The organism is Variovorax soli (assembly GCF_031454625.1).
GTDB classification, from domain to species: Bacteria; Pseudomonadota; Gammaproteobacteria; order Burkholderiales; family Burkholderiaceae_C; genus Variovorax; species Variovorax soli_A.
This window is the reverse complement of sequence record NZ_JAVDRF010000001.1, coordinates 611,489-625,489: the sequence shown is the minus strand read 5'-3', so window position 1 is coordinate 625,489 and position 14,001 is coordinate 611,489. Positions and strand designations below refer to the sequence as shown.

General features: G+C 69.8%; 8 protein-coding genes. 2 read left to right on the top strand and 6 right to left on the bottom strand.

Annotation, left to right across the window (positions count from 1 at the left end):
- Nucleotides 1-11 precede the first annotated feature (11 nt).
- Nucleotides 12-5,783 carry a HAMP domain-containing protein gene (locus tag J2739_RS03020; RefSeq protein WP_309898373.1) on the top strand — a complete coding sequence of 1,924 codons (5,772 nt, stop codon included), beginning with the start codon at nt 12-14 and terminating at the stop codon, nt 5,781-5,783.
- Complete coding sequence (locus J2739_RS03015; RefSeq protein ID WP_309898372.1) at nt 5,768-8,038, top strand: response regulator; 2,271 nt, start codon at nt 5,768-5,770, stop codon at nt 8,036-8,038. The genes J2739_RS03020 and J2739_RS03015 overlap by 16 nt, the downstream gene beginning before the upstream one ends.
- 6 nt (nt 8,039-8,044) lie before the next feature.
- Here the strand turns inward: J2739_RS03015 and J2739_RS03010 are convergent, their stop codons facing one another.
- From J2739_RS03010 to J2739_RS02985, 6 genes are all read right to left on the bottom strand, one after another.
- Entirely contained in the window at nt 8,045-8,407 is a 363-nt protein-coding gene (locus J2739_RS03010; RefSeq protein ID WP_309898370.1) for a response regulator, read from the bottom strand.
- Nucleotides 8,408-8,515: 108 nt separating this feature from the next.
- The gene (fahA, locus tag J2739_RS03005; RefSeq protein WP_309898368.1) at nt 8,516-9,793 is read right to left on the bottom strand and encodes a fumarylacetoacetase; all 1,278 of its coding nucleotides are present in this window, start codon (nt 9,791-9,793) and stop codon (nt 8,516-8,518) included.
- Nucleotides 9,790-11,094 carry a homogentisate 1,2-dioxygenase gene (gene hmgA, locus J2739_RS03000; RefSeq protein WP_309898366.1) on the bottom strand — a complete coding sequence of 435 codons (1,305 nt, stop codon included), beginning with the start codon at nt 11,092-11,094 and terminating at the stop codon, nt 9,790-9,792. The genes fahA and hmgA overlap by 4 nt, the downstream gene beginning before the upstream one ends.
- A 10-nt stretch (nt 11,095-11,104) precedes the next feature.
- The gene (locus J2739_RS02995; protein WP_309898364.1) at nt 11,105-12,061 is read right to left on the bottom strand and encodes a Bug family tripartite tricarboxylate transporter substrate binding protein; all 957 of its coding nucleotides are present in this window, start codon (nt 12,059-12,061) and stop codon (nt 11,105-11,107) included.
- Between the two features lie 31 nt (nt 12,062-12,092).
- Nucleotides 12,093-12,287 (bottom strand): DUF2783 domain-containing protein, encoded by a 195-nt coding sequence (locus tag J2739_RS02990; RefSeq protein ID WP_309898362.1) that lies wholly within the window; start codon nt 12,285-12,287, stop codon nt 12,093-12,095.
- A 25-nt stretch (nt 12,288-12,312) separates the two neighbouring features.
- The gene (locus J2739_RS02985) at nt 12,313-13,980 is read right to left on the bottom strand and encodes an FAD-dependent oxidoreductase (RefSeq protein WP_405053810.1); all 1,668 of its coding nucleotides are present in this window, start codon (nt 13,978-13,980) and stop codon (nt 12,313-12,315) included.
- Nucleotides 13,981-14,001 lie beyond the last annotated feature (21 nt).

The following is a 14,001-nucleotide window of genomic DNA, read 5'->3' as shown; positions in this document are numbered from 1 at the left end:
GGAGGCGAGAGATGAACGTGCTGGACAAATCCATCGCGACGGGGTCGCTGGAGGAGATGGCCATCCTGCTGGACGCGCTGACGCGCCTGCGCAAGGGCGACGCCAAGGTCCGCCTGCCCGTGCACTGGACCGGCCTGTCGGGCAAGGTGGCCGACGTCTTCAACGACGTGGTCGAGCAGAACGCGGCGCTGGCCGCCGAGCTGGTGCGGCTGCGCCAGGTGGTGGGCAAGGAGGGCAAGCTCAAGCAGCGCGCCGTGCTGCCCGAGACGCGGGGCTTCTGGGGCGAGTCGGTCGAGTGCGTCAACGCGCTGATCGACGACCTGGTCCATCCCACCACGGAGGTCGCCCGCGTGATCGGCGCCGTGGCCCAGGGCGACCTGTCCAAGAGCATGGCACTGGAGGTCGACGGGCGCCGGCTGGAAGGCGAGTTCCTGCGGACGGCCAGGACCATCAACAAGATGGTCGAGCAGCTGGGCGACTTCTCGGCCGAGGTGACGCGGGTGGCGCGCGAGGTCGGCACGGAAGGCAAGCTGGGCGGGCAGGCCAAGGTCAAGGGCGTGGCCGGCACCTGGAAGGACCTGACGGACTCCGTCAACTCCATGGCCGGCAACCTGACCGACCAGGTGCGCAACATCGCCGATGTGACCACCGCCGTGGCCAAGGGCGACCTGTCGAAGAAGATCGATGTGGACGTGAAGGGCGAGTTCCTGACGCTGCGCAACACGATCAACACCATGGTCGACCAGCTGCGCTCCTTCGCCTCCGAGGTGACGCGGGTGGCGCGCGAGGTGGGCACCGAGGGCTCGCTGGGCGGGCAGGCGCGGGTCGAAGGCGTCTCGGGCACCTGGAAGGACTTGACCGATTCCGTGAACTCCATGGCCGGCAACCTGACCTCGCAGGTGCGCAACATCGCCGACGTGACCAAGGCGGTGGCGGCGGGCGACCTTTCCAAGAAGATCACGGTGGACGTGAAGGGCGAGATCCTGGAGCTGAAGAACACCGTCAACACCATGGTCGACCAGCTCAACTCCTTCGCCGCCGAGGTGACGCGGGTGGCGCGCGAGGTGGGCACCGAGGGCAAGCTGGGCGGCCAAGCCGACGTGCAGGGCGTGGCCGGCACCTGGAAGGACTTGACCGAGTCGGTCAACTTCATGGCCGGCAACCTGACCAGCCAGGTGCGCAACATCGCCGACGTGACCAAGGCGGTGGCGGCGGGCGACCTCTCCAAGAAGATCACGGTGGACGTGAAGGGCGAGATCCTCGAACTGAAGAACACCGTCAACACGATGGTGGACCAGCTGCGCTCCTTCGCCGCCGAGGTGACGCGGGTGGCGCGCGAGGTGGGCACCGAGGGCAAGCTGGGCGGCCAGGCCGACGTGCAGGGCGTGGCCGGCACCTGGAAAGATTTGACCGAGTCGGTCAACTTCATGGCCGGCAACCTGACCTCGCAGGTGCGCAACATCGCGGAGGTGACGACCGCGGTGGCGGCGGGCGACCTCTCCAAGAAGATCACGGTGGACGTGAAGGGCGAGATCTCGGAGCTGAAGAACACCATCAACACCATGGTGGACCAGCTCTCTTCCTTCGCTGCCGAGGTGACGCGGGTGGCGCGTGAAGTGGGCACCGAGGGCAAGCTGGGCGGCCAGGCCGACGTGCAGGGCGTGGCCGGCACCTGGAAGGACTTGACCGAGTCGGTCAACTTCATGGCCGGCAACCTGACCAGCCAGGTGCGCAACATCGCCGACGTGACCAAGGCGGTGGCGGCGGGCGACCTCTCCAAGAAGATCACGGTGGACGTGAAAGGCGAGATCCTGGAGCTCAAGGCCACCATCAACACGATGGTGGACCAGCTGCGCTCCTTCGCCGCCGAGGTGACGCGCGTGGCGCGCGAGGTGGGCACCGAAGGCAAGCTGGGCGGCCAGGCCGACGTGCAGGGCGTGGCTGGCACCTGGAAGGACCTGACCGACTCGGTCAACTCCATGGCCGGCAACCTGACCTCGCAGGTGCGCAACATCGCCGACGTGACCAAGGCGGTGGCGGCGGGCGACCTCTCCAAGAAGATCACGGTGGACGTGAAGGGCGAGATCCTCGAGCTGAAGAACACCGTCAACACCATGGTCGACCAGCTCAACTCCTTCGCCGCCGAGGTAACGCGGGTGGCGCGCGAGGTCGGCACCGAGGGCAAGCTGGGCGGCCAGGCCGAGGTGCAGGGCGTGGCCGGCACCTGGAAGGACCTCACCGACTCGGTGAACCTGATGGCGTCGAACCTCACCAGCCAGGTGCGCAACATCGCCGACGTGACCAAGGCGGTGGCGGCCGGCAACCTGTCGAAGAAGATCACGGTGGACGTGAAGGGCGAGATCCTGGAGCTCAAGGCCACCATCAACACCATGGTGGACCAGCTCTCCTCCTTTGCCGCCGAAGTGACGCGCGTGGCGCGCGAAGTGGGCACCGAGGGCAGGCTGGGCGGCCAGGCCCAGGTGCGCGACGTCTCGGGCACCTGGAAGGACCTGACCGACAACGTCAACTTCATGGCCGGCAACCTGACCGGCCAGGTGCGCGGCATCGCCAAGGTGGTGACCGCCGTGGCCAACGGCGACCTGCAGCAGAAGCTGACGGTGGAGGCCAAGGGCGAGATCGCCGCCCTGGCCGAGACCATCAACAGCATGACCGACACCCTGGCCACCTTCGCCGACCAGGTGACGACGGTGGCGCGCGAGGTGGGCGTGGAAGGCAAGCTGGGCGGCCAGGCCAAGGTGCCCGGCGCCGCCGGCACCTGGAAGGGCCTGACCGAGAACGTGAACCAGCTCGCCGCCAACCTGACCACGCAGGTGCGCGCCATCGCGGAGGTGGCGACCGCCGTGACGCAGGGCGACCTGACGCGCTCCATCACGGTGGAGGCGCGCGGCGAGGTCGCGGCCCTGAAGGACACGATCAACGAGATGATCCGCAACCTGAAGGACACCACGCAGAAGAACACCGAGCAGGACTGGCTCAAGACCAACCTCGCGAAGTTCAGCCGCATGCTGCAGGGCCAGAAGGACCTGCTCACCGTGGGCCAGCTGATCCTGTCCGAGCTGGCGCCGGTGGTGGGCGCGCAGCAGGCCGAGTTCTACCTGCTGACCACCACCGGCAGCACCCCGCGGCTGAAGCTCTTCGCCAGCTACGCCTCCGGCGGCCAGCATGCGCACGGCAAAGAGATCGAGCTGGGTCAGGGGCTGGTCGGCCAGTGCGCGGTCGAGAAAAGCAAGATCCTGCTGACCAACGTGCCGAGCACGGCCTTCCGCATCGCGACCGGCCTGTCCGAGGGCGCGGCCATGGACGTCATCGTGCTGCCGGTGATCTTCGAGGGCGAGGTGCGCGGCGTGCTGGAGCTGGCCTCGCTGGAGCGCTTCAACCCCTCGCACCAGGCCTTCCTGGACCAGTTGACCGAGTCCATCGGCATCGTGATCAACACCATCTCGGCCAACATGCGCACCGAGGACCTGCTGACCCAGTCGCAGTCGCTGGCCGAAGAACTGCAGAGCCGGCAGCAGGAGCTGCAGCAGACCAACGAGGCGCTGCAGGAGAAGGCGCGCCTGCTGGTGCACCAGAACCAGGAGGTCGAGCGCAAGAACCAGGAGGTGGAGCAGGCCCGCCAGGCCCTGGAGGAAAAGGCCGAGCAGCTCGCGCTCACCTCCAAGTACAAGTCCGAGTTCCTGGCCAACATGTCGCACGAGCTGCGCACGCCGCTCAACAGCCTGCTGATCCTGTCGGACCAGCTGTGCAAGAACAGCGACGGCAATCTCACGGCGCGGCAGGTGGAGTTCGCCAAGACCATCCACCTCTCGGGCAACGACCTGCTGATGCTGATCAACGACATCCTGGACCTCTCCAAGATCGAGTCGGGCACGGTGGCAGTGGAGCTCAGCGAGCTCCGGCTCGACGACCTGCAGCGCTCGGTGGAGCGCAGCTTCCGCCATGTGGCCGAGGCCAAGCACGTGGGCTTCGACATCCGCGCCGCGGGGCCGCTGCCCGAGACCATCGTGACCGACGTCAAGCGGCTGCAGCAGATCATCAAGAACCTGCTGTCGAACGCCTTCAAGTTCACGCATCAGGGGTCGGTGGCCATGGCGGTCTCCGCGGTGGACAGCGGCTGGTCGGCCGACAACGAAAGCCTCAACCGCGCCGGCCGGGTGATGGCCTTCTCGGTCACCGACACCGGCATCGGCATCTCCGCCGACAAGCAGCAGATCGTGTTCGAAGCCTTCCAGCAGGCGGACGGCTCGACCTCCCGCAAGTACGGCGGCACCGGCCTGGGCCTGGCGATCAGCCGCGAACTGGCGCGGCTGCTGGGCGGCGAGATCCGGCTGGTGAGTGCGCCGGCGCAGGGCAGCACCTTCACGCTGTACCTGCCGCAAAGCTACAACTCGCCGCGCAGCGCCCGCCTGGGCCGCCCGGCCGCGGCCGGGCCGGGCCAGCCCGCCGAATCCGGTGCCGAAGCGCGCCAGCCGGCGCGACGCGTGTCCCCGGGCGCCGAGCCGGTGGCCGCGCCGCCGGCCGAGGCCGAGGCCACGGCCGAGCTGCTGTCCTCGCTCAACATCGCCGACGACGACCGCGACAGCATCCTGCCGGGCGAGAAGGTGCTGCTGGTCGTGGAGAACGACCTCGGCTTTGCCAGGATGCTGCTGCAGGCGGCGCGCCGCGCCGGCTTCAAGGGCCTGGTGAGCGCCAGCGGCGCGGGCGCCCTGGCGCTGGCGCGCGACCACCGGCCGATGCTCATCACCCTGGACATCTTCCTGCCCGACATGGAAGGCTGGCGCATCCTGGAACGCCTGAAGGCCGACCTGGCGACGCGGCACATCCCGATCTGCGTGGTCTCGACCGACGACTCGCGCGAGCGGGCCCTGGCCTCGGGCGCCATCGGCTTCCTGGCCAAGCCGCTGCAATCGATCGACGAGGTGGATGCCGCCCTGGGCGACCTGCATCGCTTCGTGGAGGCGCCGAAGCGCAAGCTGCTGGTCGCGATGCCGCCCTCGGACCTGCGCGACCGTTATCTCGAGGTCTTGCCGGCCGAGCAGGTCGAGATCGTGATCGCGGAGAGCGCCGATGCGGTGCGCGGCGCGCTGGCGCGCAGCGACATCGACGCCCTCGCCACCGATGGCCGCGTGGCCGGCCTCGGCCGGCGCGACGTGGCCGAGTTCGTGGAGGGCCGTCCCCCGTTCACGCGGCAGCTGCCGGTGCTGCTCTATGGGCCCGACGGCCCGCTGCCCGGCTGGGAGCGCGGCCCGGGCGGCGCCGTGCTGCGGGTCACCGAGTCGCTGGACGCGCTGATCGACGCCACCGCCTTCTGCCTGCATCGCGGCATGGCCAGGATGTCGGAGGCCGAACGCCGCTCGGTCGAGGCGATGCACCAGGCCTCCGGCTCGCTGGCGGGCAGGAAGGTGCTGATCGTCGATGACGACATGCGCAACATCTTCGCGCTCGCGGCGGTACTGGACGCACAGGGCATGCTCATCGTGTCGGCGGAGAACGGCCGCGATGCGATCCGCCTGGTGCAGCAGGACGACACCATCGACATCGTGCTGATGGACATCATGATGCCGGAGATGGACGGCATGCAGACCATGCGCGAGCTGCGCCGGCTGCCGCGCGGCAAGCAGCTGCCGCTGGTGGCGGTGACGGCCAAGGCCATGAAGGGCGACCGCGAGAAATGCATCGAGGCCGGCGCCTGGGACTATCTGTCGAAGCCGGTCGACACCGCCTACCTGCTGATGGTCCTGCGGGGATGGCTGTGCAAGTAGACGACCTCCCCCTGCCGCCCGACGAGCCCGAGCCAGACCCCGACGGCGCGGCCGACGCGGAGAAGGCCGACATCCTGGTGGTCGACGACCTGCCCGAGAAGCTGCTGGTGTTCCGCACCGTGCTCGAGGAGCTGGGCCAGAACCTGGTGCTGGTGCGCTCGGGCGCCGATGCGCTGCGCGAGATCCTGCAGCGCGAGTTCGCGGTCATCCTGCTGGACGTCAACATGCCCGGCATCGACGGCTTCGAGACCGCCACGCTGATCCGCCAGCACCGGCGCTGCAGGCACACGCCGATCATCTTCATCACCTCCTATGCCGACGAGATGCAGACAGCGCGCGGCTACTCGCTGGGCGCGGTGGACTACATCCTGTCGCCGGTGGTGCCGGAGATCCTGCGCAGCAAGGTCGCGGTCTTCGTCGCGCTCTACCAGATGCGGCGTCAGGTCCGCCGCCAGGCCGATGCCCGCGCGGCGGTGATGGCGGCGCAGGCGGCGCGCCGCGTCGCCGAGGCGAACGACCGGCGCTCGGCCTTCCTGGCCCACGCCAGCCGCATGCTCAGCGGCTCGCTGCAGATCACCGTCGCGATGAACGCGCTGGCCGGGCTGTTGGTGCCCGAGCTGGCGACGCTGGCCGTGGTGCTGCTGTGCGATGCCGACCTCGGCGCGGGCGAGATGCTGGCCGCCAGCGGGCAGGCCGGCGGCGCGGCGCTGCAGCTGTCGACCGGGCGCGAGGCCCGCCTGCACGAGCAGGTGCGCGGCGCGCTGCACGACGCGGCGCACACGCGGCAGCCGGTCCGGCTCGACCCCGAGGCGCTGGCCGTGCTCACCCCCGCCGCCTTCGGTCTCTCGGCCGCGGGCGAGACCTTCCCGCCGCTGCGCCGGGCGCAAGCGGTGCCGCTGGTCTTCGGCGAGCGCGTCCTGGGCGCGGTGCTCATCGCCTGCAGCGACGTGGGCGAGAGCGGCGCGGCCGATGCGGGCCTGCTCGAGGAGCTGGCCGCGCGGGCCGCGACCGCCTTCGAGAACGCGCGCCTCTACCTCGTGCTTCAGCGGGAGATGCTCGAGCGGCAGGCCGCGCAGGAGGAGCTGCAGCGCACCAACCGGCGCAAGGACGAGTTCCTGGCCATGATGTCGCACGAGCTGCGCAACCCGCTGGCGCCCATCCAGACCGCGGTGCAGGTGATCCGCCGCGTGGCCGCGCCGCACCCCAAGGTCGCGTGGGCGCTGGACATCGCCGAGCGGCAGCTCAAGCAGCTCACGCGCCTGATCGAGGAGCTGCTGGACGTGGCGCGCATCAGCCAGGGCAAGATCGTGCTGAAGCACGAAACCCTCGACCTCAACGCCGTGATCGCCCAGAGCGTGGAGACGGTGCAGCCCTTCGTCGACGGCCGCCGTCAGGCCTTGAAGGTGGTGGTGCCGCAGCAGCCGGCGTGGCTGCTCGGCGACGTGGCCCGGCTCACGCAGGTCATCGCCAATCTGCTGCACAACGCCGCCAAGTACAGCCCCGAGGGCACCGGCATCGAGCTGCTCTGCTGGCTGGAGGAGGACGAAGCCGTGCTCTCGGTGCGCGACCACGGCATCGGCATCGATGCCGCGCTGCTGCCGCGCATCTTCGACCTCTTCGAGCAGGGCGAGCGCGGGCTCGACCGCGCGCAGGGCGGACTGGGCGTCGGGCTGACGCTGGCGCGGCGGCTGACCGAGATGCACGGCGGCCGGATCGAGGCCTTCAGCGAAGGCCCGGACCGAGGGTCCGAGTTCCGGCTGCGGCTGCCGCGCGTCGGCAGGGTGGCGCCGGCCACGGGGCAGGCGCTGCCGCAGGAGACCGCGATGGCGCCCTGGCGCGAAGCGCTGCGCATCCTGGTCGTCGACGACAACCACGATGCGGCGACCGGCATTGCCGCGATGCTCGAACTGGAAGGTCACGCGGTCTGCACGGCCCATGACGGCGAGCAGGCGCTCAGCGCCGCGACCACTCACCGCGCCGTTGTCGTGGTGCTGGACATCGGCTTGCCGCTGCTGGACGGCTACGAGGTGGCCCGCCGGATGCGCGCCCAGCCCCTGCTGGCCGGCGCCTTGCTGATCGCGCTGACCGGCTATGGGCAGAGCGAGGATCGCCAGGCCGCCATGGAGGCGGGCTTCGACCACCATTTCGTCAAGCCCGCGGATCCGCAGCTGCTGCTGGCCTGCATCCGGCAATGGTCGCGGCAGCAGGCGCCCGGCGGCGCCGGCGAGCGGCGGCCCACCGTCAACGCCTCGTAGCGGGCCCTATCGGGCGATGGAGGTCGCCAGGATGCGGTCGAGCGCCTCGAAGTCGATGGGCTTTTGCAGATGATGGTCGAACAGGCCCGGCGCCGCAGCGTCGCCGGAATCTTCCTTGCCGTAGCCGGACACGGCCACCAGGAGCATGGACTTGCCGCCCGCGCTGGCGCGCATGCGCCGCGCCAGTTCGGCGCCCGAGAAATCGGGCAGGACCAGGTCGACCAGCGCCGCATCGAAGGCGGTGGCAGCGGCGGCGTCCATCGCCTCCCGCGCGCAATAGCTGCATTGCACCTCATGGTCCTCCAGCGTCAGCAGTTCGCGCAGCAGGTCGGCTGCGGGCTTGTTGTCGTCGACGATGAGCACATTCACTGGAAGCTCCCCAAAAACCGAGCGCCCCAGTATGGGCAGCGGGCAGGGGGATGCGCGTAGGAGGGCGCCCCGCCTTGGCGCCGGAGGCCGGGCGCGCGGGGCCTGAGCTCAGCCGCGCGCCGGCTCGACCGTTCCGCTGACCTCCCCCAGCCCGATGCGCACTGCCCCTTCGCGCTCGCAGTAGCCGCGCAGGATCAGCGTGTCGCCGTCCTCGAGGAAGCTGCGGCGCTCGCCGTTGGGCAGCGTGAGCGGCTGCTTGCCGCTCAGGGTGAGCTCGAGCAGCGAGCCGGCCTCTGCGGGCTTCGGGCCCGAGAGCGTGCCCGAACCGAGCAGGTCGCCGGGCTGCAGGTTGCAGCCGTTCACGGTGTGATGTGCGATGAGCTGCGCCGGCGTCCAGTAGGCGGCCTCGCGGGCGTTGCCGTGCGTGAGACGCACGGGCGCCTCGCCGGCTTCGCGCATGCTGGCGGTCTGGAGCCAGGTCTCCAGCACGATGTCGAGCGCGCCCCGCTCGCGGTTCCCTGGCGCATCCAGGTAGGGCAGCGGCTGGGGATCGCCGGCCGGGCGCTCGAAGGGCGCGCGGAAGGGGGCGAGCGCCTCCGCGGTCACGATCCAGGGCGACAGGGTGGTGGCGAAGTTCTTCGACAGGAAAGGGCCCAGCGGCTGGTACTCCCAGGCCTGGATGTCGCGCGCGGACCAATCGTTCAGCAGGGTGACGCCGAACAGGTGCGCCTCGGCCTCGGCGACGGCGATCGGCTCGCCCAGCGCATTGCCCTGCGCCACGAAGAAGCCGAGTTCAAGCTCGTAGTCGAGCCGCTTCGAGGGACCGAAGCTCGGCGCCGCGGCATCGGCCGCCTTGGTCTGGCCCTGCGGCCGCCGGAAGCGCTGGCCGCTCACACCGATGGAGGAGGCGCGGCCGTGGTAGCCGATGGGCACCCACTGGTAGTTGGGCAGCAGCGGCGCGTCCGGGCGGAACAGGCTGCCCACGGTGCGGGCGTGGTGGATGCCGGTGTAGAAGTCGGTGTAGTCGCCGATGCGGCAGGGCACCGTCATCTCGACCGCCGACTGGGCCACGACCGCCTTGGCCCACGCCGCCGCCTGGCCGCTGCCTTCGGCGAGGCCGGCGGAGATGGCGGCCCGCAAGGCCTGGCGCTCCGCCGGGCTTTTCGACATCAGCACGTTCATGTCGTCGGTGTGGACCAGGCCGGTGGCCTTCAGGTCCAGCACCTGGTCGCCGATCGCGACGCCGATGCGGAAGGGTTCGCCGCTGCCGGCGGGCCGGTAGCGGCCGAAAGGCAGGTTCTGGATCGGGAAGTCGCAGCCGGCCTGGTTGGCCGACGCGACCCAGCTGCGCAGCTGGGGGTCGTGGGTGGCGTTCGGTGTGGTCATGGCTTGAACTTGTCCTGCAGGCCGGCCCAGCAGTCGGCATAGTCGGTGTCGAGCGCCGGGCTCTGCAGGGCCCAGGCGGTGGGAATGAAGCGGTAGCGGCTTTCGAACATGAAGGCCAGCGTGTTGTCCAGCTTCTGCGGCTTGAGGTCGGCGCCGCTGGCTTTTTCGAAGGCCTCCTGGTCGGGGCCGTGCGGCACCATGGCGTTGTGCAGGCTGGCACCGCCGGGCTTGAAGCCGCCGGGCTTGGCGTCGTATTCGCCGTAGACCAGGCCCATGAACTCGCTCATGAGGTTGCGGTGGTACCAGGGCGGACGGAAGGTGTCCTCCATCACCAGCCAGCGCGGTGGGAAGATCACGAAGTCGCAGTTGGCGGTGCCGGGCGTGTCGGAGGGCGAGGTCAGCACGGTGAAGATCGACGGGTCCGGATGGTCGAAGCTGATCGAGCCGATGGTCATGAAGTTCGCGGTGTCGTACTTCACGGGCGCGAGGTTGCCGTGCCAGGCGACCACGTTGAAGGGCGACTGCTTCATGGGCGCGCGCCACAGACGGCCGCCCGACTTCTTGACCAGCTCGTAGCCGCCGGCTTCAGTCTCGAAGGCCGCCACGGGCGCTTGGAAGTCGCGCGGGTTGGCCAGGCCGTTGGAGCCGATCGGGCCCAGCTCGGGCAGGCGGAACTGGGCGCCGTAGTTCTCGCAGACGTAGCCGCGCGCGGCACCCTGGCCCGAATCCGGCAGCGCGACCTTGAACACCACGCCGCGCGGCAGCAGCGCGATCTCGCCGGGCTTCACCTCGAGCACGCCCATCTCGGTGGTGATCACCAGCCGGCCCTGCTGCGGCACGACCAGCAGCTCGCCGTCGGCATTGACGAAGGCGCGGCGCGTCATCGACTTGCTCGCGAGGTAGACATGCGCGGCCAGGCCGCACTGCGCCTCGGCGTCGCCATTGGCGACCAGGGTGTGCATGCCGTCGACGAAATCGGCCTCGGCGCCGCTGAAGGGAATCGGGTGCCAGCGCATCGGCTCGGGTGCGAGCGCGAGGCTGCGGTCGGCGCCGGTCTGCCAGCCCGGCTGCGCGTAGGCCTCGTAGCGCCCCGAGACCACCGAGGGCTGGCGCCGATACAGCCAGCTTCGGCGGTTCTCGTGGCGTGGCGCGGTGAAGGCGGTCCCCGAGAGCAGCTCGGGATAGAGATCGAGGGGCGCACGCTGCGGGCTGTTGCGGCCCTGCGGCAGGGCGCCGGCCACGGCCTCGGTGGCGTATTCGTTGCCGAAGCCGCTCTGGTAGCGCAATGCGTCGGTGCTCATAGAAATCCTTTCAATCCACGCGAATGTTGTTGGCCTTGATCAGGCGCCCCCAGCGCTCGCGCTCGGCCTTCACGTAGCTCGCCATGTCGGCTGGCGAGCCGGGCAGGCCCTCCACGCCGAGCGCGTCGAAGCGCGCCTTGACCGCGGGCGAGGCCAGCGCCTCCTGCAGCGCCTTGGCGTAGCGCGCCACCGTGGCATCGGCCGTGCCGGCGGGCACGGTGAGGCCCTGCCAGGCGTAAGCCTCGTACCCGGCCAGGCCCTGCTCCATCAGCGTGGGTACGTTGGGCAGGGAGGCAATGCGGCTGGCGCTCGCGACGCCGATCGCCTTGACCTTGCCGGCCTGCACGAACTGGTTGCCGGTGGCGGTGTCGACCAGCATGAAAGGCACCTGCCCGCCCAGCACGTCCTGCATGGCCGGCGCCGCGCCGCGATACGCGACGTGGGTGAGCTTGAGCTCGGCCTTCTCGCGCAGCAGCTCACCCGCCAGGTGGTGAGGGCTGCCGACGCCGGCCGAGCCGTAGTTGACGCCGCTCGGCTGCGCCTTGGCCCAGGCCAAGAACTCCTTCCAGTTGCTCGCCGGCACCTGCGGACCGACCACCAGCACGAGCGGGAAGCGGGCCAGCAGGCCAATCGGCTTGAGGTTCTTCTCGGCGTCGTAGTTCAGCTTGGAAAAGAGGAAGGGATTGGCCGCCAGCGTGGCGAAGTCGGCGGTCAGCAGGGTGTGCTCCACGTCCCTGGCACGCACCGCGTACTCGGCCGCGATGTTGGTGGCCGCGCCCGGCTTGTTGTTGATGAGGATGGGCGCGCCAAGGCTCTTGGCCATGGTCTCGGCGGTGGCGCGCGCCACCGAATCGGAGCCGCCGCCGGCGGCGTAGCCCACCACCCACTCGATGGGCTTGCCATCCTGGGCGGCGGCGACGAGGGTCAGGGCGGCCAGGCCGAGGCCGGCCAGGGTCTTGAGGATCATGGGTCTTGTCTCCTGTGGATTGAAAGGGTCTTCAGGCGCGCGCCGCCTCGAAGGCCTCGCGCAGCACCGCCAGCGAACCGATGTGGTTGGCCAGCACCAGCACCAGGCGGGCATTGAAGGCATGGCTCTCTTCGGTCGACAGGCCCTGGTGCGCATCGAGCAGAGCCTCGTAGAAATCATCGGGGGCATCCAGGTGGGGCGCGAGGATCAGGGCTTCGTTCGACATGGTCGGGGTCTCCTCGAATCGGATGTCAGGCCTTGCCGAGCGCACGCGCATGAGCGGCGCGGACGGCGGCGGCCGTGGGCGCCCGCCAGCGCGCGCACACGTGCTGGTCGGGACGCAGAAGGTAGGTGGTACCGGGACGTGCGTCGTAGCGCTGCGCAGCCAAGGCATGGGCGTCGTCGAGCGGGATGCGCAGCACGCCGAGCGGCAGCTCGGCCTCGGCGAGCGCGCGGCTGCTGGCCTCGGCGGCGGCGCCTTCGCCGAACACCAGCGCGGTGAAGCGTCCATCGGCGCCGATCGAGCGCATCAGCCAGCCGCCGTTCGCCGCGGCGACCGGAGCATCGGCCGCGACTGCACCGGGCACCATGCGGCCTTCGAAGGGGTCGCTGTCCGGCGTGCAGAGCATCGAACCGTGCAGCGTGGCCGGCACCGACAGCCGCCCGCTGTTGACCAGCGTGCGCGCAAAGGCGTGCCGGCTGGCCAGCTGCAGGACGGCGTCGCGGAACAGCCGGCTGACTTCGCTTTTGGGCGTGATGAAGTCGGTGGAGCGGGTGGAGTTGCGGATGTTCTCGTCGGCCGCGTACTCGCGCTCGCGGGCGTAGCTGTCCAGCAGCGCGTCCGGCGCCTCGCCGCGCAGCACCGCCGCCAGCTTCCACGCCAGGTTGTCCGCGTCCTGTACGCCCGAGTTGGCGCCGCGCGCACCGAAGGGCGACACGCCATGCGCCGAGTCGCCGGCAAACAGCACGCGGCCGTGGCGGAAGGTGTTCATCCGCAGGCAGGCGAAGGTGTAGACGCTGGCCCACTCGAGCTCGAATTCCGCGTTCTTGAAGGGCGAGGCGGCCAGCAGGGCCTTGACGCGCGGGATGATGTTCTCGGGCTTCTTCTCGGCTTCGGGGTCGGCGTCCCAGCCGAGCTGGAAGTCGACGCGCCACACGTTATCGGGCTGCATGTGCAGCAGCACGCTCTGGTGGCGGTGGAAATCGGGATCGAACCAGAACCAGCGCTCGGCGGGGAAATCGACCTTCATCTTCACGTCGGCGATCAGGAAGCGGTCCTTGAAGATGCGGCCCGTGCTTTCCTGGCCGATCAGCTGGCGCACCGAGGAGCGCGAGCCGTCGCAGGCGGCGAGCCAGTCGGCCTTCAACCGATAGGGGCCGTCCGGCGTCTCGATGGTCACGAGCGCATGGTCCTCGTGCTGCTCGACACCGACCACCTTGTTGCTCCAGCGGATGTCCAGCAGCGGCAGCTCCGCCGCGCGCTCGGCCAGGAAGCCCTCGACGTAGTACTGCTGCAGGTTCACGAACGCGGGGCGCTGGTGGCCCTCCTCGGGCAACAGGTCGAACTCGTAGATCTGCGCGTCCCGAAGGAACACGCGGCCCAGCTTCCACGACACCCCCTTGGCTGCCATGCGCTCGCCGCAGCCGAGCCGGTCGAAGATCTCCAGCGTGCGCTTGGCGAAGCAGATGGCGCGCGAGCCGCTGGACAGCTTGTTGTCGTTGTCCAGCAGCACGACGGGGATCTGTCGCTGCGCGAGGTCGATGGCCAGCGCGAGCCCGACCGGGCCTGCACCGACCACCACGACCGGGTGGCGGGCGGGCGTGGGCGCGTCCTGGTCGGGGTGGTGGCGATAGTCGTAGCGCAGATTCTGGTAGTCGATCTGCGACGCGGCGGATGCAGCGATGGCATTCACGTTCATGTCTCCATGCCGGCTTTTTCC

What these genes read in the sequence shown, in the direction of transcription:
- J2739_RS03020 (WP_309898373.1), top strand. Translation starts at nt 12, where the DNA reads ATGAACGTGCTGGACAAATCCATCGCGACGGGGTCGCTGGAGGAGATG.
- J2739_RS03015 (WP_309898372.1), top strand. Translation starts at nt 5,768, where the DNA reads ATGGCTGTGCAAGTAGACGACCTCCCCCTGCCGCCCGACGAGCCCGAG.
- fahA (WP_309898368.1), bottom strand. Translation starts at nt 9,793, where the DNA reads ATGACCACACCGAACGCCACCCACGACCCCCAGCTGCGCAGCTGGGTC.
- hmgA (WP_309898366.1), bottom strand. Translation starts at nt 11,094, where the DNA reads ATGAGCACCGACGCATTGCGCTACCAGAGCGGCTTCGGCAACGAATAC.
- J2739_RS02995 (WP_309898364.1), bottom strand. Translation starts at nt 12,061, where the DNA reads ATGATCCTCAAGACCCTGGCCGGCCTCGGCCTGGCCGCCCTGACCCTC.
- J2739_RS02990 (WP_309898362.1), bottom strand. Translation starts at nt 12,287, where the DNA reads ATGTCGAACGAAGCCCTGATCCTCGCGCCCCACCTGGATGCCCCCGAT.
- J2739_RS02985 (WP_405053810.1), bottom strand. Translation starts at nt 13,980, where the DNA reads ATGAACGTGAATGCCATCGCTGCATCCGCCGCGTCGCAGATCGACTAC.